Source organism: Aeoliella fuhlenseeensis, assembly GCF_052161615.1.
Lineage (GTDB): Bacteria > Planctomycetota > Planctomycetia > Pirellulales > Lacipirellulaceae > Aeoliella.
Genome location: NZ_CP197417.1, coordinates 3,475,994 through 3,502,290, shown reverse-complemented (window position 1 = coordinate 3,502,290; position 26,297 = coordinate 3,475,994). Strand labels below are relative to the sequence as shown.

The 26,297-nt window shown below is 60.5% G+C and carries 19 protein-coding genes; 9 read left to right on the top strand and 10 right to left on the bottom strand.

All coding sequences use genetic code 11. From position 1 onward, the window contains the following. Nucleotides 1–40: 40 nt before the first annotated feature. Both SH292x_RS13860 and SH292x_RS13855 read right to left on the bottom strand, forming a co-directional pair. A complete protein-coding gene (locus SH292x_RS13860) occupies nt 41–373 on the bottom strand; it encodes a HesB/IscA family protein (RefSeq protein ID WP_442481605.1) in 333 nt (110 codons plus the stop codon). 143 nt (nt 374–516) lie between these two features. Next, nucleotides 517–1,707: a cysteine desulfurase family protein gene (locus SH292x_RS13855; protein WP_442481604.1), complete on the bottom strand. Its 1,191-nt coding sequence runs from the start codon at nt 1,705–1,707 to the stop codon at nt 517–519. A 272-nt stretch (nt 1,708–1,979) separates the two neighbouring features. Here SH292x_RS13855 and SH292x_RS13850 point away from each other — a divergent pair, with 272 nt between their 5' ends. Continuing rightward, on the top strand, nt 1,980–2,450 hold the full coding sequence (locus tag SH292x_RS13850; RefSeq protein ID WP_442481603.1) for a hypothetical protein: 471 nt from the start codon (nt 1,980–1,982) through the stop codon (nt 2,448–2,450). 30 nt (nt 2,451–2,480) lie between these two features. Here the strand turns inward: SH292x_RS13850 and SH292x_RS13845 are convergent, their stop codons facing one another. Together SH292x_RS13845 and SH292x_RS13840 are read right to left on the bottom strand one after the other, a co-directional pair. Beyond that, complete coding sequence (locus SH292x_RS13845; protein ID WP_442481602.1) at nt 2,481–3,104, bottom strand: phosphoesterase; 624 nt, start codon at nt 3,102–3,104, stop codon at nt 2,481–2,483. A gap of 176 nt (nt 3,105–3,280) precedes the next feature. Continuing rightward, nucleotides 3,281–9,499, bottom strand: a complete 6,219-nt coding sequence (locus tag SH292x_RS13840; RefSeq protein WP_442481601.1) for an alpha-2-macroglobulin family protein — start codon at nt 9,497–9,499, stop codon at nt 3,281–3,283. Nucleotides 9,500–9,790: 291 nt separating this feature from the next. On the opposite strand from SH292x_RS13840, the gene SH292x_RS13835 reads away from it, so the two are divergent. Continuing rightward, nucleotides 9,791–11,200: an undecaprenyl-phosphate glucose phosphotransferase gene (locus tag SH292x_RS13835; RefSeq protein ID WP_442481600.1), complete on the top strand. Its 1,410-nt coding sequence runs from the start codon at nt 9,791–9,793 to the stop codon at nt 11,198–11,200. Between the two features lie 136 nt (nt 11,201–11,336). After that, nucleotides 11,337–12,662 carry an outer membrane protein assembly factor BamB family protein gene (locus SH292x_RS13830; RefSeq protein WP_442481599.1) on the top strand — a complete coding sequence of 442 codons (1,326 nt, stop codon included), beginning with the start codon at nt 11,337–11,339 and terminating at the stop codon, nt 12,660–12,662. Nucleotides 12,663–12,692: 30 nt separating this feature from the next. On the opposite strand, the gene SH292x_RS13825 is transcribed toward SH292x_RS13830, so the two are convergent. After that, on the bottom strand, nt 12,693–13,619 hold the full coding sequence (locus tag SH292x_RS13825) for a DUF1571 domain-containing protein (protein WP_442481598.1): 927 nt from the start codon (nt 13,617–13,619) through the stop codon (nt 12,693–12,695). 270 nt (nt 13,620–13,889) lie between these two features. Here SH292x_RS13825 and SH292x_RS13820 point away from each other — a divergent pair, with 270 nt between their 5' ends. Further along, nucleotides 13,890–14,546: an MBL fold metallo-hydrolase gene (locus SH292x_RS13820; protein ID WP_442481597.1), complete on the top strand. Its 657-nt coding sequence runs from the start codon at nt 13,890–13,892 to the stop codon at nt 14,544–14,546. Between the two features lie 178 nt (nt 14,547–14,724). Here the strand turns inward: SH292x_RS13820 and SH292x_RS13815 are convergent, their stop codons facing one another. Together SH292x_RS13815 and SH292x_RS13810 are read right to left on the bottom strand one after the other, a co-directional pair. Further along, entirely contained in the window at nt 14,725–16,527 is a 1,803-nt protein-coding gene (locus SH292x_RS13815; RefSeq protein ID WP_442481596.1) for an ATP-binding protein, read from the bottom strand. A 56-nt stretch (nt 16,528–16,583) separates the two neighbouring features. Continuing rightward, on the bottom strand, nt 16,584–16,952 hold the full coding sequence (locus SH292x_RS13810) for a response regulator (protein ID WP_442481595.1): 369 nt from the start codon (nt 16,950–16,952) through the stop codon (nt 16,584–16,586). A 419-nt stretch (nt 16,953–17,371) separates the two neighbouring features. Between SH292x_RS13810 and SH292x_RS13805 the strand changes: the two genes are divergently transcribed. From SH292x_RS13805 to SH292x_RS13790, 4 genes are all read left to right on the top strand, one after another. Beyond that, nucleotides 17,372–18,028 (top strand): OmpH family outer membrane protein, encoded by a 657-nt coding sequence (locus SH292x_RS13805; protein WP_442481594.1) that lies wholly within the window; start codon nt 17,372–17,374, stop codon nt 18,026–18,028. A gap of 141 nt (nt 18,029–18,169) precedes the next feature. Beyond that, nucleotides 18,170–19,048, top strand: coding sequence for a UDP-3-O-acyl-N-acetylglucosamine deacetylase (gene lpxC / locus SH292x_RS13800; RefSeq protein WP_442481593.1), 879 nt, complete (start codon nt 18,170–18,172; stop codon nt 19,046–19,048). Nucleotides 19,049–19,117: 69 nt separating this feature from the next. Beyond that, on the top strand, nt 19,118–19,924 hold the full coding sequence (lpxA, locus tag SH292x_RS13795) for an acyl-ACP--UDP-N-acetylglucosamine O-acyltransferase (protein WP_442481592.1): 807 nt from the start codon (nt 19,118–19,120) through the stop codon (nt 19,922–19,924). A 93-nt stretch (nt 19,925–20,017) separates the two neighbouring features. Continuing rightward, on the top strand, nt 20,018–21,085 hold the full coding sequence (locus SH292x_RS13790) for a Gfo/Idh/MocA family protein (protein ID WP_442481591.1): 1,068 nt from the start codon (nt 20,018–20,020) through the stop codon (nt 21,083–21,085). A 904-nt stretch (nt 21,086–21,989) separates the two neighbouring features. Here SH292x_RS13790 and SH292x_RS13785 read toward each other — a convergent pair. The 3 genes from SH292x_RS13785 to SH292x_RS13775 form a co-directional block, all read right to left on the bottom strand. Beyond that, entirely contained in the window at nt 21,990–22,526 is a 537-nt protein-coding gene (locus SH292x_RS13785) for an ankyrin repeat domain-containing protein (protein ID WP_442481590.1), read from the bottom strand. Nucleotides 22,527–22,834: 308 nt separating this feature from the next. Continuing rightward, nucleotides 22,835–24,322, bottom strand: coding sequence for an ABC transporter permease (locus tag SH292x_RS13780; protein WP_442481589.1), 1,488 nt, complete (start codon nt 24,320–24,322; stop codon nt 22,835–22,837). Between the two features lie 276 nt (nt 24,323–24,598). Further along, the gene (locus SH292x_RS13775) at nt 24,599–24,916 is read right to left on the bottom strand and encodes an acylphosphatase (RefSeq protein ID WP_442481588.1); all 318 of its coding nucleotides are present in this window, start codon (nt 24,914–24,916) and stop codon (nt 24,599–24,601) included. A gap of 236 nt (nt 24,917–25,152) precedes the next feature. On the opposite strand from SH292x_RS13775, the gene SH292x_RS13770 reads away from it, so the two are divergent. Beyond that, nucleotides 25,153–26,289 (top strand): hypothetical protein, encoded by a 1,137-nt coding sequence (locus SH292x_RS13770; protein ID WP_442481587.1) that lies wholly within the window; start codon nt 25,153–25,155, stop codon nt 26,287–26,289. The last annotated feature ends 8 nt before the right edge of the window (nt 26,290–26,297 follow it).

The following is a 26,297-nucleotide window of genomic DNA, read 5'->3' as shown; positions in this document are numbered from 1 at the left end:
GGCCTTGTTGATTTCAGAAGGATCGTAGCAGTGGTGGCGGTTAGGCCTGGAACGAGCTGCCGCAACCGCAGGACTTCACCGCGTTGGGATTCTCGAAGCGGAAGCCGTAGCCTTGCAGGTCGTCCTGGAAGTCGACCGTGGTACCATCCAGGAACAGGGCACTCTTCTTGTCGACCACCACCGGCACGCCGTGGCACTCGTACTTGCTATCGTCGGCATCGCTGAAGTTGCTGTCGAACGCCAGGGCGTAGCTGAAGCCGCTGCAACCGCCGCCGGTAACGGCAACGCGAAGCATCATCGCTTCTTCCATCTTCTGATCGTCCATACGCCGCTTGACTTCGGAAGCGGCCTTTTCGGTAAGCGTTACAGCCATGGCGTAACTGGCTCCTGTAGAGGGGATATGGTGTAGCAGGGAATTGTTCGGGAGGCCGCCGCGCAGTTGGGGCGGTCCAGGGATTTCTAAATTATAGCAAGCGGCAGCCGAAGGGAAGGGAATTGGGCCCCGGCGGGTCCGGTTTAGCCGCCAAACTGGGTGACTTTTTGGACCGCTCCGGCCCCCAGCCGGATTGCCTCGGCGATTTCCGCCGCCGTGGTGAACCGTCCCAAGCCGAATCGCAGGCAACTGCGGGCTTCGTCGGACGAGAGCCCCAGGGCGCGGAGGACGTGGCTCGGCTCGTCGTTCATGCTGCTGCACGCCGCCCCGCTGCTCACGGCGAGGTCGGGCATCGACAGCATCAGGGCCTCGCCGTCGGTGCCGGGGAACCGGACGTTTAGGTTATTAGCCAGCCTTAGCGGTTGGCCAAGCTTGTCGGTTGCATCGAGCGCCGGTCCAACGAGGCGGGCGGATGGGATCGCAGCGAAGATTCCTCGCGCGAGCTCGTCGCGAAGCGAGGCGATTCGCTGGGTGTCGGAGGCCATTTCGGCGCAGGCCAGGCGCAGCGCCTCGGCCATGCCAACGATGCCGGGGACGTTCAAAGTTCCGCTGCGACGTCCCTGCTCCTGACCACCGCCGGCGATCTGGGTGGCGAGTCGCACGACAGGATCTCGCCGCCGTACGTACAGCGCGCCGATGCCCTTCGGTCCGTAGAACTTATGGGCGGTGAAACTCATGAGGTCCACGTCGAGCTGCCGGACATCTACCGGCACCTTGCCGACGGCCTGCGTCGCATCGCAGTGCAGCAGTACGCCGCGCGACTTGCACACGGCTGCGATTTCGGCGATTGGCTGGAGGACGCCGATCTCGTTGTTCGCCAGCATCACGCTGACGAGGCAAGTGTCGTCACGGATCGCGTGGGCGACTCGCGCTGGATCCAAGTAACCCGCGAGTGGCGAATCTTGTGGTTCGACATCAAGCAGCGTCACCTCGTAGTCTCGCTCGGCGAGCAATGCCAACGGATCGAGCACCGCGGGGTGCTCGGTCTTTACCGAGACCAGATGGTTGCCACGCCGCCTCTTGCGCTCCGCGACGCCACGGATCGCCAGGTTGTTGCTCTCGGTCGCGCCGCTGGTAAAGACAATCTCGCTCGCCTCGGCACCAATCAGACTCGCGATGGTCTGTCGGCTGGCGTCGACCGCTTCCCGTGCTTCCTCGCCGAAGGAGTGCACGCTCCCCGGATTCCCAAACTTCGTGGTGAAGTAAGGCAACATCGCCTCGAGCACTCGGGGATCGAGCGGCGTCGTCGCATGATGATCAAGGTAAATAGTCACGTCAGGCGAGCGGGGCCCGTAAGGGCCGTGGTCTTCCGGGTGGATTAATGTGAACTCCGGCAGGCGTTGCTTTGCGCGAATTCGTCCGCTCCGCGACCAAATCCAGCGGCGTCCGGCGAGTTGCCCCCCAGTATAATTGGCGTGGAGACCCGCAGCAGAGGGTCGCCCTATTTAGTGCGTCACTTATCGGAGATCAGGCAATGGCGATGCGCTTTTGTTCCTCGCTGGTAACAGCATTCTTAGTGGTGTTGGCTTCTTTGACTACGTCCACGATGGCTCGAGCGGCGGATCCAGGGGCGGTGTCGCCGACGCTCACCACGGTCCATCGAGCCCTTGGCGAAGTGGTGGCCGAGCTTTACCCCGAAGCCTCGTCGTACGTATTCGGGGACGCCGCGCACTTCGAGCACTCGACGCAGCCCTACGTCGTCGAGTCGATTGTCAAGCTTCCACCGGGTGCGACCGCCGAACGGGAAGTTGCCCGTGGCCCGCGCTCCGATGGATTCTGGCTGCACGTCGAAGAGCGTGAAGGAATCACTCCCTACGCCCGCGCCGAAGGAGCGGTGAATCGCCGCGAATTCGTTGAGTACACGTACTACCCGACGCTCAAGACCGGCGACGGGCACCTCTACATCGTCCTCCGCCTCCCCCGCGGCCACAAGCACGCAGAGCAATTTCGCAGCAGCGTTTTGAAGACGCTTGAAGCTATCGCGCCGGCGAATGGAGAGAACAACTCTGGTGGCTAAGCGACGATGAAGCCCGGGTCGTCCCTAGTACTACCCAAACAACGCCCGCAGCACGATCTGCGACCACGTTTCGTACCGGTTAATATCGGCCATGATGTCGGCGATGGGGCGGAAGCCAGCTTCGGCGAGGTCGTCTTCGCGCGGGTGGACTTCGGGGGCTTCGACATCGAACAGGTGCACGACGCCGAGGTGGACGCGGCCCACCTCGGTTTCGTCGTCGTTAATCATGCCGACGGCGGATTCGGTGTAAGGGGTGTCGATCGACACTTCCTCTTCCAGCTCGCGACGCATTCCTGTTTCGTAGACGCTTCCCGACTGGCTCACGGCCTCGGCGTCTTCGAGCGAGATGTGGCCACCGACGCCGACGCTTCGCTTAGCTCGCAGGCGGGCTTCACCACCACCACCGCCACGCAGGTAGTCGAACACAAAGACTTCGCCGTCCGCATTGGTGTATCGGAACAAGCAATACGGGATGAACTGCTTGAAGCTGGGGTCTTCTTCCATCTCGCCCCGAGCGCGGTAGCTCACCAACTCGCTACTCACCAAAGGCTCGAAGTACCGCTCGACATCGGGCGAGAAACCTTGGAAGTGCCCCAGCTTGTGAAACAACTCGGTGGGAACGACCAAAACCTTCTCGAGCATGACGGTCGACACGGCGACTCCTTTCGTGGTGCAGGGCGGCGATTGCGAGCCGCCATTGTAAAGCACCGAGAGGAACGTCGCCAAGCAGGGGGGCGGTGAATGACCAATTTCGAATGACCAATGACCAATGTGGCGAATCGGATATCTCTTCCATTGGTCATTGTTAATTCGTCATTGGTCATTCACTGTCATTCTTCGTCGACCACGCGGATTTTCAGTTCGTCGCTGTTGCCCTTTAGTTCGGGGGCGTACATCGCGTAGGCTTTCGTCGGCAGGGCCGCGAACTTGCCGGGGATTTCGGCTCGCATGCGGTAGCTGACGCTGTGCGTGCCGCGGGCGAGGCGTTCGACGAATAGGCTAACCCGGTCGTCGCGGAGTTCCATGTAGGCACCCAGCTCGTTGCCGTTGTAGCCACTGCGAACTTCGACCGGCTCGAAACCAGCGGCCTTCAGGTCTTCGAGCAGGATGTACTCGTAGTCGTTCTTGCTCTCGACGATCAGCTCAATCTCGACCAGGTCGCCACTGTCGACGACACCAAGGTTCGGGATCTCCGTACGCTCGTACTTTTCGACCTTCTGCGACACGACCTGACCCGCACCACCGGCGACGTTCGCTTTGGCGTCGACGGGGGTGAGCTTGTAGTACTTCCGCTGCACCTTGAGTTCGAGACCCGCGGCTTTGATGTCGTCTTCCAGCGTGAACAGCGACAAGTAAGCGTTGTAGTACAACCGCCCGTCGCCCGTCTTGCGGAGTTCCAGCGTGTGCCGGCCTGCTTCGAGGTCGCCACCTTCGATCACGAACCGGTTGTCGAACGAGAACAGCACAGCGGGCGTGATCTCGACCGTCTTCTGACGCTGGCCGTTCAGCCACACCTCGACGGTCATCTCGGTGGTCCCTTCGCCGGTCGCCTTCAGGTAGTCGGCCATCGCCTCGACAACCAAGGCCGTGTCGCGAGTGCTATTCCAATACGTGGCGTGCTTGCGGTTGTTGAGCAGGTACTTCACCAGTCCCGCAGCAACATCGCTCTTGGGCTCGGTGGCGGCGAGCAGCTTCAAATAGTAGGCCTGGGCTTCGTACTCGCTGCCGTACCAGAACCACCAGAAACCACCCGGCAGGTTGAGGTACGCGGTTTGATTTTCTTTGTCTTCCACTACGTACTGCGACAAATTGCGAACCACCATGTCGCGCTGCTCGGCCACGGCGTCGCCGAGGTCCACCTCGTACTGAAGCGCGAGGCCGAACGTCGCCAGGCTGTAGACCGCGAGCTTCGTGCGGTCGTTGTAGAGATGGCCCCGCATGGTCGACATCGCGTCGGCCGGAGGAATCACCGACTTCGCGCGGCGAGACTCGGTGAGCACCATGTATACCAATGCGTCGATGTTGTCGGCTTGCGTTTTATAGGGCTTGTTCTCGTCAAGACGCTTGCCATCTTTGAAGTTGGCCAGCTTGGCGAGTTCACCGGCTTGATAGTCGATCAGCCACTGGACGCCACGCTCCAGCGTGCCGGGGACCAGGGCGACTTGGTTCTCGCGTGCGACGAGCAGTCCACGCACCACCACCGAAGTGGTGTGGGCAGAGCTGTGTTCGCCAAGCCCGCTGAACCAGCCCCAACCACCATCGGCGAGTTGCATCTCGGTCAAACGATTGACGCTCGATTTGACGATCGTGTTGAGCGCCTCTTCGTCGAACACCGGGTTCGCCTTGAACCGTTGCCACTGCGCGGCGCGCTTGGCGGGGTCGCCCAGTTCTTGCGGATTGAGGTTCGTCTGCTTCTCTTTGATCTCCGCCAGATTCACTCCCATCCGGCGGAGCGTCTGCTGCGTGATCACGGCGGGGAGGAAACGATTGAGCGTCTGCTCGGTGCAGCCGTAGGGGTAGTCGATCAAGTAGGGGAGGGCGTCCACCATCGCACCGGCAAGCGTCGGCGAGAACTGCACTTCGAGCCGCGTGTCAGCCACGCGACGTTGCTCGGGCACGGTGACTTCGAACGCCTGCTTCGAAGCGTCCGAAGCAATCACGCCACTGTGCGGAATGAGTTTCTCGATGCCATGGACCTTGATCGGAATCTCGAGTTGCATCGCGTCCGATTCTTCGTCGGTGATCGCCAGGGCGCGGAGTACGGCGGTCCCTTCATGGGCGGCAGTGAGCCGCCAATCGACGCGGGTCTCGCCACCGGCGGGAATCTCGACCGCCGACTCCAGGTCGCCCTTCGCCGTCAGGTAGTCGCCGTCGAGTTCCAGGCGAACCTTCACTTGTTTGGCGGTGGGCAGGTAGTTGTGGACATTCGCCGAAATCACCACCTCGTCGCCCTCGACGAGGAACCGCGGCGTTTGCAGCCGCACTAAAATGTTCTTCCGCGTCACCGCCCAGGCCGAGCTGTCGCCCACGCGCGTGCCGTGCGCCATGCTCCAGACGCCGAACTTCCATTTGGTGAGGTTCTCGGGCATCTTGAACGTCACTTCCGCCAGACCACCGGTGTCTGTTTCGACCGACGCTCCCCAAAACGCCGTATCGGCGAATTCGGTGCGGACCGTGGGCGTGACTTCCGCCGGCGGTTGGCCAGGTGTATTGGTCGATTGAGCGCTTTCTGTTACAGCCCCAAATTCCGACTCGCTGCGGGCCATGGCTGCCATTGGTGCAGCAGGCATCGCTGAATCCATCACTTCCATACCGAGCGCCGTGCGGCCTCCACCGAAGCCACCGCCGCGTTCGTTCTTGAACATAACCCCGCTCTGAGGTTCCTCGACTAAGTGGCCGAACGCCCCGAGCGTCTGCATCGGCACTTGCCCGGGCGGGACTTGGTTGTTGGTGAATCGCGTAAGGTTGTCTTCGGACTGCGGGTGGTGACTTCGCTTCCATCCCCAGAAGGTTTCGCGGATGTCGCCCACGTTCGAGCCGCCGGCGATGTAGTCGAGCGCTTCGTCGTACACGGTAAGCACGGTGTCGCCCACCACAGGGTTGCCCCCTTCATCGGTCAGGCGGATCTTCACCTTCGCCTCCTGGCCCGGCTGGTACGCGGGCGACGAAGGTACCACATCGACATTCACCACGCGCTTCGCGGGAGGGACCACGATCTGCCGGGCCACCGTGTGGAGGTCGCCGTTGGAGATGGTCTGGGCTTCGACGAAGAAGTTGGGCATATCGCCTTGCTGGATGTCGATTGGCACGATGGTGCTCTTGCCCTTCAGTCGCACCACCATCGGCTTTGGGTAGACGCCGTTTTCCGGCCGCACGTAAAGCAGCACGACACTGCCCGCGCGGTTAGTATTGATCTGCAGGTCGAGCTTCTCGCCCGGAGCGTAATGCTGCTTACCCGGAATGAGCTCGAGGTCGGCGAAACGGAAGCCATCGCCATTGAAGTTCGGTCCCACGATCGTCAGCAGGTACGCCCCTTCGATGGTTCGCTCGCCCTTGGTGAGCTTATACGATAGTCGATACTGCCCTGGCTCCGAAGCCTTGATTTGCAGCTCGGCGGTTCCTTCGGCGTTGGTCGCCAGGTCCCACGAGCGAACTTCGGTCTCGGTTGGCTTACCGGCCTCGTCGTAGGCGATCGACAGCAGTCGGACCTTGCCATTGCCTTCTACTGGCTTTCCATCAGGGCGATGGCCTTGGAAGCGGGCGGTGATGGTGTCACCGGTGCGGTAGTACCCGCGGTCGGTCCACACGAACACCTCGAACGGCTTCCGCGCCACCAGCACGGTGCCGCTACCGGTGATGGTGCGTCGCGAGCGATCGACCACATTGGCTTCGATACGGTACTCGTGATCGTGGTCGGGGTGCATCTCCTTGGCGAGTGCGGTGTCTATGGTGATTTTCACCTTGCCGTCGGCGTCGAGCGTGGCGGTTCCTTCGGCGACGACCTCCGGTGGCTGCGGTTGACGCCAGATCCACCATGGGTGGGGAGCCCAGCAGCCCCAGCGGTCCCAGCCGGGATACCACGTGTAGTCGTAGCCGAACCACCAGTAGCCGCGGCCGTACAGCCAGTCCCACGGACCAACCGGGAACCACTGCGTATCGCGGTTGTTGCGAATCACTTTGTACTCAACCGTTCCTTCGCGAACCGGTTCGCCAAAGTAGTAGCGGGCACTCACCGTGGCGTCGAACGAGTCCCCAAGCGCGAGCGGCTCGCTCGGTGCGTCGACCGTCACTTCGAACTCAGGCTTCTTGTACTCTTCGACGCGGAACGATCCGCCGCCGTAATTCACCAGTTGCAATGAATACTGCCCCAGCGTCGCCCCTTCGGGCAGAACAAGCTCACCCGCCACGCCGCCGTAGGCGTTCGCGGTGACCTGCTTGGTCTCGATCTTCTCTCCCTTGGGGTCATGGATTTCGAGCTGGAACGTCTTGTGCGCAAACTCGGACTCCATCGGAATGTCGTATTTCGCGCGGGCGACCCAAATCTTGTAGTTCACCTTCTGGCCAGGGCGATACACGGGGCGGTCGGTGATGGCGAACGCCGAGACGCGGTCGAGCGCGCTGTTATCCCGCTCGCTCCGCCACATGTGCGTGAAGCCTAGATACGCAAGCCGGCCATTGGGGGTGGTCGCCGTGGCGAGCCACTGGTACTGCGGTGCTTGGTCGCCCCCTTCGATGTTTACCAGCGTTTGCCCGTCGGCGTTGGTAAATTCGGCGAACTGCTTGATGTCGACGTTCATCTGATCGGGCGCGGGGCGCTCGAACTTGTAGCCGAACAGCTCGACGTTCGCCTTCTCAATCGGCTGACCGGTCACTGCGTCGGCGACGTAGTACAGCGATTGGTTACCGAGGTTCTTCTTTACGATCGCCGTGTCGGCGACCCACAGGACGATCTTCGACGTGTTGCCGTCCTTCATCTTTGCGGTGACTAGGTACGCACCCGCGTCTTGCAGCGGCGATGCCACCGTCACCCGACGGTCGAAGTGGCCTTCGCGGGGTTCGAGGTCCATCGACCAGTTCGCGACTTTCTCGCCCAGGTATTGGTCCTGCTTGTCGTGAACCAACCGGTAACCAATTTGCGAAATGTCGATCTTCTGCCAGTCGAACTCACGGGGCTTGCTCTTGATGTACGCCTTCACGTCGGCGAGCAGTTCGGCGACTTTGATTGACTGCGCCGTGAACTCCACTTGCTGGCCATTGCGGTAGCGGAACTCGAACGAAGCCCCCTTACCAGCGGGTTGCAGTTCGGACATTTCGAACTGCCCCCAGGGGTTTTTGATCTGGGCGATCATGTGCTCGGCAGTTTGCTTGTCGTTCCCCTCGGCGTACTCCAGCGTCGTCTCCCAGTACTCCAGCGAGCGAACGTACTGCCGGCGATCGGCAAACCAGTAGGCGAGCTGCCGGGCCGAAGTGTGCGCTTCGCTCTTGTTGCTGTTCTCTTGGCTCAGCTTCAGTGCCTGCTGATACAAGAGCAGGAAATTCTGTTCCTCGGGCAGTTGAAACCGCTTGATGCCGGTGGCTAGGCGGGCAATGGTCTCGTTTTCTTTGAGCGTATCGAGCGCGTAGAGGCTCGACTGGCGATCGGCGTCCTTCTCGCCCCGGGCGATCAGCGGCTCGATGATCCCGCCGAGCGTCGTGACACCAAACTGCCCATGCAGGAAGTTAGCCCGCGTGACCAGCTCGGTCCACTTGCGCGTGGCGTCAAGCCGCGTCATTTCGGCGATCGCCCAGCGCCACCGCTCGCCATCGTTCTTCGACGCATCCCAACTGGCGGGCTCGTTGTAGTAGATCGGATTGTTGTCGGCGTTGACCGGTGCACCTTGATTGCCGCCGCGATAGCCCCAACCCTCTTCGTAATCGGGCAGCACGTCGAGGTCGGTGAGCACTTGCAGTTGCCACGCGCCCGTCCCTTGTCGACCATCCATCACCACGGTCGCGACTTGTTCGGCGACGTCGGCCTTTTCGCGAGGCGTCGCTTTGTCGTCGGCTTTGACCAGCTCGAGTGCCTTGGTAACGAGCTGCAGCGCGCGGACACGATCACGCTCGCTGGCGTGGACCACTTTGCCACCGCCGCGATGATTGCCCCGCTCAAACTCGCCCGAGATCATGAACCCGAAGTGGGGTGCTCCGAGGTACGAACTGGCCGCGGCCGACAGCAGACGCCAGTCGTTAGGGTGGGCTTTGATCGCCGACTCGACCAGCGTGTCGAATTCTTGCATGCGGTTGAGTTGTCCCAAGGAGTTAATCGCTCCTCGCAGATCGTCACCGAGCTCCGCGCTGGGGACGTCCGCCGACTTGAGTCGCGCGGTGAATCCCTCGAGGGCTTCCTTAAAATTCCCGTCGCTTTGGAGTTTTGTCACTTGTTCCTGGCTGAGTAATCCTGGGTTTTCCGCAGCGTACGCCGCCAGCCCCGCGAGAGCCACGAAGGCGAGCGCGGTGGCGAGAAGGGTCCGAGGGCGACGGGCGTGGGGAGCGGGGTGCCGGCGTATCATCGATGTTCCGAAACTGAAGATCAGGGAGGCTGCTAGATCAGGGGGCGGACGGCGTGAGACCGCACGCGCCCTCAAGATACGCTACTTCGACGCAGACGCGAAGGTGGAAGTTCCGGTTGTAGCGCTGAATATCCAAAGAAACACCCATGTTGCGAAAACGCCACATTCCTCGCAGGGATCTCGGTATTTTTCGTAATTCGGTTTCTGGCATTCTGCTTGCAAAGTACGTTTGAGGCACCCTCGCTGTTCGTACCTCTCTTGCTCTGTACTTTCCTTACGCCGCATACGTCCATGTCGCCAGTTTCCCGCGGAATTGCCGAACAAGCCTCGACGATCAACAGCCTCCATCGCCTGATCGATGCCGTGCTGATCACGCTCTGCACCATCTGGGCGATTGGATTCACGCCCTCGGTGACCACCGAAGAAGGGCTCGCGCTGTCAGCCGTCGCGATCGTCGTGTTCCACGTTGCGGCCGAACTCAGCGGGCTCTACCGCAGTTGGCGTGGCTCGCGGACCGGGCGGGAACTGGTGTGCATTGCCCTGACCTGGGCCTACGCGGTGCCGGTGCTGCTGGGCATCGGGCTCGCCACCAAATACAACGCCACGCTCCACTACGACACCAAGCTCGGCTGGGTGATCGTCACGCCGGCCGTGCTGATCGCTGGGCGGATTGTGCTCCGTACCATCCAGCGTTTCATCCAAGCCCGTGGCTTCAACACCAAGACCGTGGCGATCTGCGGCGTCAACGATCTCGGTGTCCAGCTTGCCAGCAATCTGGCGGCGGCGCCGGAACTCGGCCTTCGGGTCATGGGCTTCTACGACGACCGGCCCGCCGCGCGAATTCGCCAGATTCCCGCCGAGCTAGGTCAGCGCGTCGGTTCGCTCGACGAACTCGTCACCGCTGCTCGCCAAGGCACCGTCGACATGATCTACATCACGTTCCCGATGCGAGCGGAGAAACGCATTCAGGACGTCCTTCGCATGCTTGGCGACACGACCGCTAGCGTTTATATCGTCCCTGACTTTTTCGTGTTCGAGTTACTGCACGCCCGCTGGACCAACATCAATGGCCTGCCCGCCGTCAGCGTGTTCGAGAATCCCTTGTACGGCGTCGATGGCTTGCTGAAACGCTCGGCCGATTTGATCCTGGGCACCGCGATCCTGGCGGTGGCTGCGATTCCGATGCTGATCATCGCCGCTGCGATTAAGCTCACCTCGCCCGGCCCCGTGTTCTTCCGCCAGAAGCGTTATGGGATGAATGGCCAAGAGATTCGCGTCTGGAAGTTTCGCAGCATGACTTGCTGCGACAACGGCCCCGCGGTGCAACAGGCCACTAAGAACGACCAGCGGATTACCAAAGTCGGAGCGATCCTTCGCCGCACTTCGCTCGACGAGCTACCACAGCTATTTAACGTGATCGAAGGCAACATGTCGCTCGTCGGTCCCCGTCCGCACGCGACCGCGCACAACGAACAGTACCGTTCGCTGATCGATGGCTACATGCTTCGCCACAAGGTGAAGCCAGGCATCACGGGTCTCGCGCAAGTGATGGGCTACCGCGGCGAGACCGAGACCCTCGACAAAATGGAAGGCCGGGTACGGTACGACCACCAGTACATTCGCGAATGGTCGCTGTGGATGGACCTGATGATCCTGTTCCGCACGTTCAGCGTCGTACTGGGGCAAAAAGGCGCCTATTGAGAACGGCCAGTGCCGAATTGCCAACGACCAATGCCCACCCGCTTGCGTTTTTGCGGTCATTTGCAGACACCGCATCCGGGGTTTGCTACAATTCGTCCCAGCTAGTGTACTCTGACTCGTCCTGGGAGACGTTCGCATGGCTCTGCGGTGTGTGGCCTTTAGCGTTCTCGTGTGCTTGTCCCTGACCTCGTTCTCTGTGGCAGTCGCCGAAGAGAGCTGGCCGCAGTTTCGTGGCCCCGAAGGGCAGGGGGTCGTCTCCGACGCGCTGCCGCTGAAGTGGAGCGAGGACGCGGGCATTCGCTGGAAGACCGCCCTACCAGGTCGCGGCTGGTCGTCGCCCGTGGTGCTTGGCGACCAGATTTGGCTCACCACCGCGATCGAGCGGGCCGAAGACCCCGAGGTGCTCAAGGAGCGAACCAAGAACAGCCCCACCGCCAACGCGATGGCACTGGCGGCGGATGTTTCGCTGCGTGCCGTGTGCGTCGATCGTCAGTCGGGACAAATCGTGCACGACATCGAGCTCGCACACGTCACGAGCCCCGACCCCATTCATTCGCTCAACAGCTACGCCTCGCCGACCCCTGTGCTCGAACCAGGCCGGCTTTACTGCCACTTCGGTTGCTACGGCACGGTGTGCCTCGATACGTCGACGGGCGAGAAAGTGTGGGAGAAGAAGTTCGCCCACGAGCACCTTGTCGGCCCCGGCAGTTCCCCCGTCGTGTGCGACAACCTGCTGGTGCTCACCTGCGATGGTGCCGACGTCCAGTACATCGTGGCGGTCGACAAAGAGACTGGCGAAGTCGCTTGGAAAAAGGACCGCCCGCCACTTCGCGCTACGAATCCCGACTTCCGCAAGTCGTACGCCACGCCGCTGGTAATCGAAGAAGCCGGCGAGAAGCAGATTGTGATTCCCGGTGCCCAGTGGATTATTGCCTACGCACCGGAAGATGGCCGCGAGTTGTGGACCCTCGATCACGGAGCCGGCTTCTCCCTCGCCCCGCGTCCGGTGGTCGATGGCGAGCGAATCTACTGCTGCACCGGCTTCACGCGGGCAAACTTGCTGGCTATTCGTCGCGGTGGCGAAGGGGACATTACCAAGTCGCACGTCGACTGGCATCACGGCAAACAAGTACCCACCCAGCCCTCGCCCGTTCTGATCGATGGCAAGATCTTCATGGTCAGCGACACCGGCGTTGGCCAATGCCTCGACACCAAGACGGGCGAAGTCGTCTGGAAGAAGCGACTTGAAGGCAACTACTCCGCCTCGCCTTTGGCAACGAGCGAGCGCGTGTACTTCTTCAACCGCGAAGGTGCCACGACCATCGTCGACGCCAAGAGCACCTCGGGTGCCGAGCTAGGTCGCAACCAACTTGACGCCGGCCAAATGGCGACTCCAGCCATCGTGGATGGTGAAATGATCGCCCGCACCGAGACGCACCTCTACGCCATCAAGGGCGAGTAAGTCGCTCGCGACTCCTCTTGAAGCGTAACGTTACTTCTTGAAGATCGCTGGATTCGATTCGCTAAAGTGATTAGCGGTCAGGCCGCTGTTCACTTTCACGTCCGAGTACATGTAGAGCTCGTCGAGTTGGGGCTTGCCGTTCGCGTCCTTGGTCCAGTTGTACGCTTCGAAGCGAACAGGAATCTTCAGTTCCTTGTCGACGTAAACGCGGGCCAGGTGGAACTTGAATTCGCGGCGAGGCACCGGATGGGTGATCTCCATCATCAGCGCCGAACGGGCGTTCTCGCCCTTGCCGAGCTTCACGTCGGGGTAGGTCTTCACTTCGCACTCGCCGTACTTCATGTCGTTTTCGGCAATGCGGATCAGTTCGTTGGTCAGATTCTTCACACCCGCCTTGGTGATGGGGTGCCGCTGGCCGTCCATCGCGAGCGATCCGTTGGGATCGAGCGTCAACACACCGGCGATCGTACCACGCCAGCCATTCGCACGGGCACGCATGTTGCCCTCATGTTGACCTTCGACGTACAGGCATTCCTGCCCCGCCTTGGGTTGTTTGAACAGCAGGTGCACGCTGAACGGATCGTGCATCACTTCCATTTGGATGTAGTTGGCTTCCTGCAGCGTGCCGTCGATACGTTCCATCTTGGCGAAGGTGCAGCTATAGTCGTTCACGTTCGCTTCGATGTGCGCCTTCACCCGTTCGGCGAAACGCTTGCACGGAGCCAGCGGGTGCTCGCCTTCGGCCTGCGTAAGGTCGAAGAACGCGTCGTCGGCGGTCGAAATGGCCGTGGCGGGAACGCCCTGGGCCGAAACCGGAGTGGCTGGCGTTTCGTGGGCAACGCGGAACACGGGCTCCTGAAGCTTCTCACCCCGCTGCTGCTGGGCAAAGGCGGTGCCGGCGATTGCTAGCAAGGCCAGCGACGCGGTAACACGGTTGGTGGCGGTCGAAAACTTCATGTTCCTGTTTCTCCCATCGCTAAGGGTCGGCCGGTGTGGCCCGAGGCGAGGCGATAATTTCAAGCAAGGCAGTCTATGACAACCTTGCCCTTGAATGTCGATACCAATTACTCTCGAACGTGTTCGGTTGGCAGTTTGGGCAGTTCTTCGGCGTGATGTTCGATCACCCCGAATTGCCGCCGCGATTTCGACGTACGCGTGGCGACTTCGGTGGGTTCGCACCACCAATGGTAGTTAACCTTTGCCCGATCCAAAAGGGAGACGCAAACTTTGAGTTCTACTCAATCCCCCGAAATTGCCCGCATTGTCTCGCTGCCATTCGACGAGAATACCTATCTTATCGGCATTTCCGGCCGTCCGGATTGCGTGGTTGTCGACCCTGGACTGCAACCCGGCAAGATTTTATCGAAGCTTGATAGCAGTGGACTCATCCCCGCGGCGGTCCTCAACACGCATGGCCACAGCGATCACATCGGCGGCAACGAAGCCCTGCTCAACCGCTGGCCCCAGTGCCCACTCGTCATTGGCCATGGCGACGCTTACAAGCTCACCGACCCCGTGGCGAATCTCTCGGCGATGTTCGGCGCGAACCTGATCAGCCCTCCGGCCGACGTCCTACTCGCCGAGGGGGACACTTACGAAGCGGCCGGCATGACATTCCGGGTCCTCGAAACCCCAGGCCACTCCGCGGGGCACATCGTGTTCGTGCTCGAAAACTTCGAAACACCGATCCTCATCGGCGGCGACATGCTCTTCCGTGGCGGGATCGGTCGCACCGACTTCCCCGATGGCGATGCCGAAGCGATGGAACGCTCGATCGTCGAGAAACTCTACACGCTCGACGACGACACCATCGTCTACCCCGGCCACGGACCCGAAACCACCATCGGCTACGAGAAACGCCACAACCCCTTCGTCCGCGGATAGTACCTCCCTACTCCGTATGGAGAAGCATCACGAAGGACGTTCAAGTGCTGGGGAAGTTGAGTAGTAAGATGTGTGGCCTTCGTTAGCTTTTAGGACCGGAGCAAATCTGCCCACCTGAAGTAGTCTGCGCCATCGCTTAACCACACGGAGTATGGTTGTACAAAGTGCGCGAGTCCGGCTACGTCGAGATCGTCGCGCTTTGGATATGGCTGTCCGATCGATCGTTCGCGAGCTCCTCATCGAGCGACTCGCGTGACGGCCGGCCACCATTTTTTGGAACCACCTGCACGGGTAGTTCAAGCAGGAACTTGCTGCCACTGCCGGGTTCGCTCTCGACGCGAATCGTCCCGCCGTGCTCTTGAAAGATCTTCAGGCTCACCGGAAGTCCAAGTCCGGTGCCGCGACCACCCTTACCACTTACGAACACCGTGAAGATCGACTCGATGTCTTTCTGCGCGATGCCAATACCGGAGTCTTCGACTTCGATCACGGCCAGCTTGCCGGCGTCGACGAGCCGCGTTGAGACTTTCACTTCGCGGCGTGTGCAATCCTCGCAGGCATCGATGGCGTTGGTCACAATGTTGAGCACCGCGCGGTGGATCGCTTCGGGGTCGAACATCGATGTCGGAATGTTCGTGGCAGGTGTGAACGTCAGCTTGGTGTCGAGTTCGCTCGCCCGCACCTGCATCAACTCGACCACGTCGTCGACCACTTCGTTCAGCTGGGCGGGGACGGGTTCGGGCTCGCGTTCTTTGCTAAACGTGAGCATGTCCATCACCAGGCCCGAGATGCGTTCCTGGTTGCGTTCGACGATTTTCCAGCCTTTTTGCATGGTATCGAGCGCACGGGCCATCGTTTCAGGGTCGTGCTCGCCAGAGGCGAGCGTCTTGGCGTGATCCTGCATCGCGAGCTCGATCAAATAGCTTCCGCCACGAACGCCTTGCAGGATGTTCTTGATATGGTGCGAAAGCGACGCAATGGTCTGTCCAACCGCGGCGAGGCGTTCGGCTTGCACCATCGCCTTGTAGTAGCCGGTGTCTTCGACGGCGAGCGCGGCTTGGTGGGCAATCGCCACCATCAACTTCAGGTGCTCTTGATTGAACTTCGTGGTGGTCCGCTCTTGCAGCATCCGCTGCGGCGTGAGCGACGTGTCGATGTAGATCACACCCACCACGTCGTAACGACCCTGCATCGGCACGCAGATCGCCTCGCGAACGCCGAGCTTCACGATGCTCTGCGCGGGATCCCATCGCTGATCGTCGCGGGCATTGCTGGTCAGCACGCCTTCGTTGCGCTCGACGACGTAGTCGAGGATGGTCTTACTAATCGTAATCTTGTCTTCGGTCTGCACCCCACGTCGATGACGCCGCACGCGAGGCGAAAGCTGTCCGGTGCGTTCGTCCTTCAGCATGATGCAGCCACGGTCTGCATCGACCCACTCAAAGATCATCTCCATGATGCGAGCGAGCAGCTCATCGATGTCGAGCGTGTGACTCACGGCGAGCGCCGTGCGGTACATGATCTGCAGATTGCTCCGCGCCCGCGCCAGCCACGGACTCGCATCGGCGTCCGACGGTCCCGACAATAGGTCGCTAGAGTCTCCCTGCGAGACGGCGTGCAGAATGCGCGACTCGTCGTCCTTTACTCCCGCCGCAACGATGTTCACTTCGTCCGACAGGTCGGGATGCTCTTGAGGCACACCGGTGTAGAGCAGCAGCGTGCGGCCGAGTTGAATCTGATCGCCACTCGCCAGCAGGTGCTCGGTAACCGCTTTGCGATTGATGAAGCTGCCATTCGAGCTGCTGAGGTCGCGAAAGCGGTAGGTATCGCCTTCGAGTTCGAGGGTCGCGTGTTCACGCGAAATCTCGGTGTCGTGCAGTTGGATGGTGTTCGTCGCGACGCGACCTAACGACACGGTGGTGCCATCGAGGTCGAAACGCGACCCCTGATCTCGTCCTTGGATAACGAACAGACTCGGCACGGCAACCGGCTAGTTATTGTCAGCGGACACCCCATGGACCAGGCCGACAATCGCCATCACGCGGCGCGACGCTGCTCCAAGACGCCTTCAATTCTACGGATCAACTGCCCGTAGTGGTAGGGTTTTGCTAGCAGCTCGGAGGGGTCGAACGCGATTTCCGCACCAGTAATTTTGCCGAGTAGAACGATTGGGGTATTGGTGCGGCGCGCCGCGGCGGTCAAATCCCGTGTCGCCTGGCGGTCCATGCTCGGATCGCTGTCGGCGTCGAGCACAATCAACTGGGGACGAAGCTGCTGGGCAAGCGACACCGCTTCGGCTGCCCGCGAGGCCTCGATGGAAGCAGTTCCGCTCCGAGCGAGCAGGGCGCATAGCACCTCTCGCGATTCGGCGGATTGGTCGACGATCAACACTCGATCGGAATGCATAGGGAGTTACCGAAGTTACCGTGAGACGCCCCCGGTGGATCGAGCCGGGAGGCGAACGAAACGCATACGATGGTTCGGGTGGCAAGCGGTTTGCCGGGCGGGGTTGGGAGCATAGTAGCCAACGGAAACCCTGTCAAAACCGATTTCTTAGGAATGTCATCGTGATAGCAGTGGTCCCCGCTTGTGGTGTCCATTGGCTTGCCTCTTCGCTGTGTTCCCCGAAGAAACCAGAGTCCATCTCTCTTTTCAAAAGCACTCCAAAAACACTTTTAAAATACCTATAAGAATGGCCTTGCCCCCTCTGCGGGTTCTCGGCACAATACCGCCCGCTTGACATCCGGCCGAGCAATCTCGTCGCTCGGTTGGAAATACTCACTTTGGTCAAGGATGACCCTGTTCTTTCAGCAAGGAGTGCTGACGTGAAGACTCTCGTACTGGCCGTCGCGGCCATCCTGATGGTTGGTGTTTCAGGCGTTGCTCAAGCCCAGCACCCAGAAGCCGCTAACGCCCCCAAGTTCGGCATCGCGGTTGTCGACATCGCTTTCGTGTTCAAGAACCACGCGCAGCTCAATGCGACGATGGAAAACATGAAGGGCGAAATGAAGAATATCGAGGAGAACCTGAAAGCCAAGCGCGATCAGATCACCAAGATGGAAGACGCTCGCAATCAACTGGTTGCCGGCACCCCCGATTACAAGAAGCTCGACGACCAACTCGTCGAAGTGAAGACCAAGTTCAACGTCGACATGGATCGCCTGCGTCGCGATCTGATGGAGCGTGAGAGCAAGCTGTACTTCACCACCTATCAGCAAGTCACCTACACCATCGCCCAGTACGCCAAGCAGCGTAACATCGGTCTGGTGCTGCGGTTCAATGGCGATCAGCCCGATCCCACCAAGCCTCAGGACATTTTGAAGGACATCAACAAGCCCGTGGTGTTCGAGAACAACGTCGACATCACTCGCGACATCTTGGCGATCGTCAACAATGGTGCTGCTGCTCCTGCTCCGGGTGCTCCGGCTGGTGGCACGCCTGCGATCGGAACCAATCCTGCGGGTCAGCCTGCCCGTCAATAACGTGCAATGCCCCACTAACACCCGGCCGCCCATCGCCCCCCTTGGGCGGCCGGGTTGGGGGCTCTTGCTCGCTGACGTTCTTAAAGCTGAATTGTGATTTCGTCCGTCTCGGACAAAACCCCGCTTGGGAGCCCACCTCCGATGATCCCCCTGCGCCATCAGCGCACTGTTGCCCGTGCAGCCGCCGTCGAAGGCTTCGGTTACTGGAGTGGCGAAGATTGCCGCGTCGAGTTCCGGCCTGCTCCGCCCAATAGTGGCGTGACCTTTGTACTGCGTTCGGCTCCTGGTATCGCGCCCGTACGTTTTCCGGTTGGTCTCGAATTCCGCGAAGACCGTCCACGCCGCACCGTTCTGAAGAACGGCAAGCATCGCGTGGAAATGATCGAACATATCATGGCCGCTCTTGCTGGCCTCGAGATTGACAACTGCGATGTCTGGGTCACCGCCGAGGAAATTCCCGGCTGCGATGGTTCGGCTCAAGCGTTTGTCGATGCCCTCGACATGGCCGGCGTCGTGATTCAATCGTCGCCCACTCGCCCGCTGGTGGTTCAGCAAACCGTTCGCGTTGGCGACTCGCACAAGTGGGTCGAAGCTCAACCTACCACCACAGGTGGTCTGTCGATTGAGTTTCATCTCGACTACGGTCCAGGCAACGCGATTGGTCGCCAGTCGTTCGCCGCCGAGATCTCGCCCGAGCAGTTCCGCTACGAACTGGCAGCCGCTCGCACATTCGTGCTTCGCGAAGAAGCCGACGCCCTGGTGTCGATGGGCAAAGGTACCCGCGTCACGACGCAAGACCTGTTGATCTTCGACGAAGCCGGCCCGATCCATAATCCCCTGCGTTATCCCGACGAATGCGTGCGGCACAAAGTGCTCGACGCCGTTGGCGATCTCGCGCTTGCTGGTCGTCCGATCGTCGGTCATATCGTTGGTTGCCGTAGTGGTCATCAACTCAACGCCGAGCTTGTCGCGGCGCTCCTCAAGCAAGAACAACAACAGGTCCGGCGCAAGTCGGCTTAACACCTTATACGCGACGGTCGCGAGCTCCACCTTCGCCTCCTGCTCCTCGCCCTTAACCCCTCCAAAGTCATGGCTACCAGCATTGCGAACACCGCCTGGATCGATCCACGAGCCGAGCTTGACGAAGAAGTCGAAGTGGGCCCCTTCACCACCATTGGTCCTCACGTGAAGATCGGTGCGGGCACCAAGATCATGAACAGCGTCACGCTGATGGGTCACGTGACCATCGGCCGCGACAACGTGATCTATCCCCACGCCGTGATCGGGGGCGAGCCTCAGGATATCAGCTACGCCGGAACTGACACGCAGGTCATTGTCGGCGATAACAACATCATCCGCGAGAATGTCACCATCAATCGCGGCAGCGAGAAGGAAGATGGTATCACGCGGATTGGTAGCAACAACTTCCTGATGGCCGGCATGCACGTCGCTCACGATTGCAAGCTCGGTAGCCACATCATCATTGCCAACGGCACGATGCTCGGTGGTCATGTTCATGTGGACGATCACGCTTCGATCTCGGGTGGTGTAGCCGTTCATCATTACACAACCATTGGCAGCTTCAGCTTCGTCGGCGGACTGAGCCGGGTGCTGCACGACGTTCCTCCCTACATGCTGTGCGAAGGTCTGCCCGCTCGTCCGCGATGCATCAACATCGTCGCACTCAAGCGGAACAACTTCGACTCGGCCGTGATCGACGCCCTCGCCGAAGCCCATCGTCTGCTGTATCGCTCGAAGATCGGGCTCGATGCGGCTCGCGAAGTGCTGCGTGGTAACGATCATTTGTTGCCTCAAGTCAATCATCTGCTCGGCTTCATCGAAGGTCAGCAGGAAGGTCGCCACGGACGCGGACGCGAAGTTCGCCGCGCTGCTTAAGGCTCCCAACTAACTCCCCACCACTCAGGAGACGCCAGGTCCTACGACCGAAAGTCCCCCCGCCAAATCATGCCCCGCCTCGATACTTCCGCCATGAAACCTCTGCGTACCGCCATCATCGGAACTGGCCATTTGGGTCGCATTCACGCTCGTCTGGCTGCCGAAGCTCCTCACATTGACCTCGTTGCAATCGTCGATGTCGTGAAGGAAGCCCGTGAGCGCGTCGCCGAGGAAACGAAAACACGTGCGGTCGCCGACTATCGCGAACTATTTGGCGAGATCGAAGCCGCGATCGTCGCCACGCCCACCGTTTATCATTACCAAGTGGTGAAGGACCTGCTCGAAGCCGGCATTCATGTGTTGGTCGAGAAACCCATCACCACGACGATCGACGAAGCGGACGAACTCTGCGAAATCGCCAAGCAGAAGAACCTCAAGCTCCAAGTCGGGCACGTCGAGCGTTTCAATCCCGGTTTCGAGTGCGTCGCCGATCAATTGACGGACATTCGTTACCTCCAAGGCACGCGGGCGAGTGGGTTTACGTTCCGCTCGACCGACATTGGCGTTGTCATGGACTTGATGATCCACGACATCGACATCGTCCTGTCGCTCATCAAAAGCCGCGTGGTCGACGTGCGTGCGTTCGGCGTTGCGGTGATGGGAGATCAGGAAGACATCGCCCAGGCTACGATTCACTTCGCCAATGGCGCGATTGCCCAGCTCACCGCATCGCGTGTGAACTACCAGCCCGCTCGCAGCATGCAAGTGTTCACGGCCAGTAGCTTCGCGAACATCGACTTCGCCACTCGCGGAGCCACCACCATTCATCCCGATCCGCGTCTGTTCACCGGCGAGTTCGACCTGGCGTCGCTCAAGCCCGACGAAGTGACTCACTATCGCGATCACCTGTTCGAAACGCTGCTCGTCAAGGAGCAGCACGAACCCGAGCAAACCAACGCCATCGCCGAAGAGCACCGCGACTTCGCCGAAGCGATTCGCACGGGCCGCGAGGTCCGGGTGACTGGCAAGGCGGGTCGCAACGCGCTGGCGGTCGCCGAGCAAGTGCTCCATTCGATCGACAAGCACCAATGGGACGCCTCGCCCCTGGGTCGCCGCGGTGCAATGCTCACGCCCGCCGTCCCGCTTCGCCGCGTGGGTTAAGTCTTGTGGTAGCCGGACTCGCAAGAGTTCGGGCGAACCTCCAAGGCACCCGAACTCTTGCGAGTCCGGCTACGCATAAAGTCGCACGTTTGCAGAATCGCATCGACTGCGACTTTACTCATTTCGCTCCCCCGAGGGAGTTGCGTCGTAAGTCGCGTCTCCCCAACACTTTGCGAAACGAATCACGAAGTCGTGCCGCGGGGTAAAGTCGCAGGGGTTCCCCGCAGGTGCGACATTATTAAGGGGGCGGCAGAATTCTCGTAGGCCGGGTCAAGCTCCGCGCCGACCCGGCACTTCACGCTTTGCCCCACGGCGCAGGGCGACCCTAGAGCCAAGCATCTCGCCTGTCGTTTTCCGCTAGTATTTCAAGTTGTAAAAGAACATAAGTCCACTAAATGAGTGGATGTGCACAGTAGAACACATGCAACGTGCGCTTTCTAGTCGCTTTCCGGAAAAAAGTGGAAATAGTCGTACAACGGAATTTATTCCGTGTTTCCGGGATGATGCCCGTAGGCGCCGACTGCGTTAGCCATCAGAGCGGCCGAGATCCCTCAGGCGATCCGCGGGGGCCGTTGCGGTCTCGGCGACGCCCCGGCCGATGGGGAGTCAGTTGCTCGACCGCAGGATCATGGTGGCACGCTTACCCAGGGTAGCCCCCAGCGCTCGTGGAACTCGCAATGGGGGCAACCCTGGGCTGACCTCCGAAACCCCTTCGGGGTAAGTAGGTTGGTCGTCCCGGGAGCCTGACGAACTAAGTAGGCCGGATCAAGCGGAGCGCCGATCCGGCGCCTGACGCTCGAAAACTGGAAGCCGCGTCTCTACGAAGCTCCAATAACAGGCTAGCGGTACTCTTGGCGCGAACCGTCAAGCGCCGGGTCGGCGCGGAGCTTGACCCGGCCTACTTTCACTTCCCTTTGTGCGGTGACTGGCCTGGCAACACGCAGCCACGTGACTTGAGGTACTCCGCCACGTCCTCTTTGCCCCAGTCCAGGGCGGTACTCAGGGCGTTCATCTGCTGGCCAGTGTGTTCGTTAAGGAACTCACGGTGAATATCGGCCCCGTAGGCTTCGAGCAGTTGGACAAGTTCGAGAGAGTGCTTGTTGCCGGTGATAGCACTGATGATTTGACGGCCCTGGTTAGGATTGGCGCCTCGCTCAAGAAGAAATCGGGTCATTGCCAAATTATCTTTGGCAATCGCAGTATCAAGTGGCACTTTCGATAGCTTTTGTGTGAGCTGGTCAACTTGATTTACATCCGCACCCAAATCGATTAGCAGCCTGCATTTGTCAATACTCCCCGTGTACACAGCGCCAGAAAGCCAGCTAGTTGCTCCATACTTGTATTGGAGATACTCGGGATAATCAGCAAGCACCTCTCGAAGTTCATCGACCCCTCCATATTCAATTACGTTGAGCAGTTTCGCAGCGATTTCTGTATTCATTGTTAAATTATCTCGTCTACCGGTCAGAATAGCTTGCCTCCGGAACTCAGTATTTCGCCAAGGCCCAGAAGAGTATCCTCCACCTGCATCTTTGACGTCGCCTTCGACAACGCCTCCCACACCGCCCTAGCCGAGGCAGTGGAGTGCGTACCGTTTAGCGCCCACGTGAGGTTAGGTGTACTGCGTTATTGTCGAGGAGCAGAAAGGTTGCGCAAGTCTCACGCGCGACAATCGTTCTTCGCCGGAGCATTTTTACGTGCTTCTAGCCACAAAGCGCCGGGTCGGCGCTCCACTTGATCCGGCCTACTTTACGCCAGATCTCGATCTTCAAACAACAATAGCGCCAGTAGCATCATGGCTCCGCAGTAGAGCGCGGCGTAGAGGCCGGCCCAGAGGAGGTATTCGTACGGGACGGGTTGGCCGGCGGCGATGGCGGGTTGGATGTTGAAGTGGTTCAGCACCGGCATTACCACGGCGAGTAGTTTGCCCGTGAACGCGACGAAGGGGATTTCGCCGGCGCTGCTGCGGACGATCTGGGGCAGCAGGTTGCCAATCACGTAGATCGAGCCGACGATGATCAGGTTCGGCAGCATCGGCAGGCGAGTGCTGATGGCGACCGAGATCGAGGCCAGCACTGCGGCTTGCAGGAAGGCGAGCACGAGGCCCGGCACCGCGGCGATCATCGTCGCGTAGCAGAGCGTCCAGTCGGGCGTGGGGTTGCTCGACTCGCGAGCGTCGTACACCACCTTGAAGCTGATGGTGACCAGCAAGATTGCGCCGAGGATCACGAACATCACCAAGAGCGGCCACAGGATGCCGAGGAACTTGCCGAGCACGAACTGGCGGCGGCTCACGGGCTTGCTGAGCATGGTCAGCGCGGTCTTGCCTTCGATTTCGTCGCTGACGCTGGTGCTGGCGGTCCACATCGAGAAGATGATGCCGAGCACCATGATGGTGGTGAGGCCGGAGTCGGTGAGCAGTTTGACGTCTTCGCCGAACGTGTTGTACGGAATGAAAATGAACACGATGAGTGCCACGGCACCGGCGATGGTGAGCACCAGGAACAGTGGCTGCGAAATGGCTTCCTTGGCGGTACCGATGGCGACGGTTGCGACGCCGGGAAGCAACAGATCAATGAGAAAGTAAAACGCCACGATCGCCAGCACCGACAACAGCGCGATGGGCAGGTGGTGGACCTCGGGCATCTCGACGTCGGTCTTGTAGTTAAGCGTCAGCTTCACCGGTTGGTCGGTGGGATTGCTGGCGTAGAGCGCGGTGACACGCTCCTGCAGAATGCGGGGGTACTTCCGCGTGGGGTCCCACGAGTAGGTCTCGCCGCCGGTGAGCGTGAAGTCGGCACCGACGAAGCCGCGGCCTTTCTCGGTCGACAGGCGAAGATCTTGGTCGGGCTTCAGTTCGTAGCGGAGCAGTTCTTCGGATTCGATATCGACGGGGAGTTCTTGGTCTTCGGCGTTCGGCTTGATCGTAAACGTGCTGGCGTGGTCGCCGGTGGTTGAGAGCCGCTGGAGCGAGTGCCACACGTCGCGGTAGGGCATGGAAGGAGAAGCGAGGATCGCCAGCAGCACGAACGCGCCGACGACGTAGGCAATGGGGGTAAGAATGCCATCGCCGGCCGCCTGGCGAACTTCGCGTGCGCCGTTCGGCCACACAAGCAGCATCAACCCATACACGGCGGCCAGCACCAGGGCGGCCACGGTGATGCCAAGCGAGAGCAACCAGAGCGGCGTGACCCAAAGTTGAATGTTGGCCAGCGGGAGGAGCGAGGCGTCAAGCATTTGGAAAGCGATGGGGAGAAGGGAGTGGATGGAGGGCGCTAAACTTCGACCGCTTCGTTTTTAGCCACGGATTCACACGGATGAAACACGGATGGCTGCGATCAAGCCGTGACTGTTGGGCAAAAGGAACTATCTCATCTCAAAATAACTTTGGAGCCTACCAAGTTGGGCGCTACCTTGCTCTCGTTTGCAATTGGCCTGATCTTTGGATCCGTGTTTGATCGGTGTTCATCCGTGGCTAAGAATTATTCTCTAGGCGTTGATGGAATCCGCAACTCAGTATCGTATCTCAAAACTTCGGAACTGTCCGGTGGCGGGGCGGGTGTCGCGGGCGATGTCGGTGATGTGGCCCGACATGCGGTCGTGGATCCCTTGCTCCAATCGGTCGAGTTCCAAACACGTTCCTTCTGCGACGAGCTTCACGCCACCGTCGGGAAGGTTCATGACCCAGCCGGTGACGTCGAGCGCGAGGGCCACTCGGTACGTCGTGGCGCGGAAGCCAACGCCTTGGACGTCGCCCGAGTAAATCAGCTCGCGACACTCGCTGGTCGCCAGCGTCTCGTCTGCCGACTTGTTTTTTGCAGGCCGTGCCATGCTAGCAGTTTACTTTGCTTGGTGGGGGCGCTCTAGTGCTTCGTCCTAACCGTGGGCGGCCAGACGGCTTGCGCCGTGCCGCTATAAACGTCGCAGACTGACTCAAAATTAGCCGTTTGGCGGTAGCCACGGTTTCTCAGGGATCAACCGAGGCTAGCGCCTAAACGGCTAAATACGAACTCGGACGGGGCCATCTCGTCTTGACGTTAGCCGAGAAAATCGGCTAAACGCCCGGCATGAAGGTCTCCTCTCTGCTACTTCTGATCCTGCTTCCGCTCGCCCCGGTGGCCATGGCGCAAACGACCGAGGTGGTGGTGCTCCGCAATGGCAACATCTTGGAGGGCCAGGTCGATCGCATCGGCGACGCGTACCGCATCGCGACGGGGACAAGCGAGATGCGACTCACGTCGCGCGACGTCGAACGCGTGGTGCCAACGATCCTGGATGCTTACGCATGCAAACGGATCGAGGTTCGCGAAGATTCGGCGGCCGACCATATTACGCTCGCCATGTGGTGCATACGGCACGAACTTTGGCCCCAGGCCCAGATGGAACTCGAAGAGGTCCGAAAAATTTACCCCCGCCACCCGGACATCGCGTATCTCGAGCGTCGGATTGAAGTGGCGTCGAGCGCCGCGGTGCGTGCCACCGATATGGCGGCGCTGGCGCAGGCCGAGGTGCCCACCGTCGACACCAATGCGAAGGCCGCCGAGCTTGCCCAACTAGAACAACTTGCCGCGACGCTGCCCGAAGGGGCGCTACAGGACTTCTCGCGGCACATTCAGCCGATCTTGGTGAATGGCTGCGCGGCGGGTGGATGCCACTCGACGGAAGACGCCCGCTCGTTCCAGCTCAACCGCGATTTGATCCGCGGCGTGGCGAATCGCGAGAGCACGCTGAAGAACCTGCAGGCGGTGTGGGCGATCATCGACCAAGAGAAGCCCGAGCACAGTCCGCTCTTGATGCAGCCGGCGGTGCCTCATGGTGGGTTGCCCAAGCCTGTGTTTATTGGGGCACGTCAGAAGGCTCAAGATCGAATGAAGGAGTGGGTGCTGCTGGCGACGGGTAGGACTCAGCCAGCGCCGCTGCCGACCGATCCCAATGCGGTCCAGCTCGCGGGGCATCAGACACCGGCGCTGCCGGGACAACCTGCGGTGGTCGATCCCGCGGCGGCGGCGAATCCAGAGATGGTCGCCGAGGAGGAGATGCACTTCTGGGAAGATCCCGATGCCGGCGCTCCCCCCGAGGCGAGCATGCCCGATGTGCGAACGCCGATTCGGCAAGGCGCGGACATTAAGCCGTACGAGCCACGCGACGAATTCGACCCCGAACTATTCAACCGCCAACAGGCTGCGCCCGCGGGCAAGCCGTGATTTCACTC

Coding starts and splice junctions, on each gene's coding strand:
- SH292x_RS13835 (WP_442481600.1), top strand. CDS start 9,791: ATGTCGCCAGTTTCCCGCGGAATTGCCGAACAAGCCTCGACGATCAAC.
- lpxC (WP_442481593.1), top strand. CDS start 18,170: ATGATCCCCCTGCGCCATCAGCGCACTGTTGCCCGTGCAGCCGCCGTC.
- SH292x_RS13770 (WP_442481587.1), top strand. CDS start 25,153: ATGAAGGTCTCCTCTCTGCTACTTCTGATCCTGCTTCCGCTCGCCCCG.
- lpxA (WP_442481592.1), top strand. CDS start 19,118: ATGGCTACCAGCATTGCGAACACCGCCTGGATCGATCCACGAGCCGAG.
- SH292x_RS13790 (WP_442481591.1), top strand. CDS start 20,018: ATGAAACCTCTGCGTACCGCCATCATCGGAACTGGCCATTTGGGTCGC.
- SH292x_RS13775 (WP_442481588.1), bottom strand. CDS start 24,916: ATGGCACGGCCTGCAAAAAACAAGTCGGCAGACGAGACGCTGGCGACC.
- SH292x_RS13825 (WP_442481598.1), bottom strand. CDS start 13,619: ATGAAGTTTTCGACCGCCACCAACCGTGTTACCGCGTCGCTGGCCTTG.
- SH292x_RS13785 (WP_442481590.1), bottom strand. CDS start 22,526: ATGAATACAGAAATCGCTGCGAAACTGCTCAACGTAATTGAATATGGA.
- SH292x_RS13780 (WP_442481589.1), bottom strand. CDS start 24,322: ATGCTTGACGCCTCGCTCCTCCCGCTGGCCAACATTCAACTTTGGGTC.
- SH292x_RS13840 (WP_442481601.1), bottom strand. CDS start 9,499: ATGATACGCCGGCACCCCGCTCCCCACGCCCGTCGCCCTCGGACCCTT.
- SH292x_RS13810 (WP_442481595.1), bottom strand. CDS start 16,952: ATGCATTCCGATCGAGTGTTGATCGTCGACCAATCCGCCGAATCGCGA.
- SH292x_RS13850 (WP_442481603.1), top strand. CDS start 1,980: ATGGCTCGAGCGGCGGATCCAGGGGCGGTGTCGCCGACGCTCACCACG.
- SH292x_RS13830 (WP_442481599.1), top strand. CDS start 11,337: ATGGCTCTGCGGTGTGTGGCCTTTAGCGTTCTCGTGTGCTTGTCCCTG.
- SH292x_RS13860 (WP_442481605.1), bottom strand. CDS start 373: ATGGCTGTAACGCTTACCGAAAAGGCCGCTTCCGAAGTCAAGCGGCGT.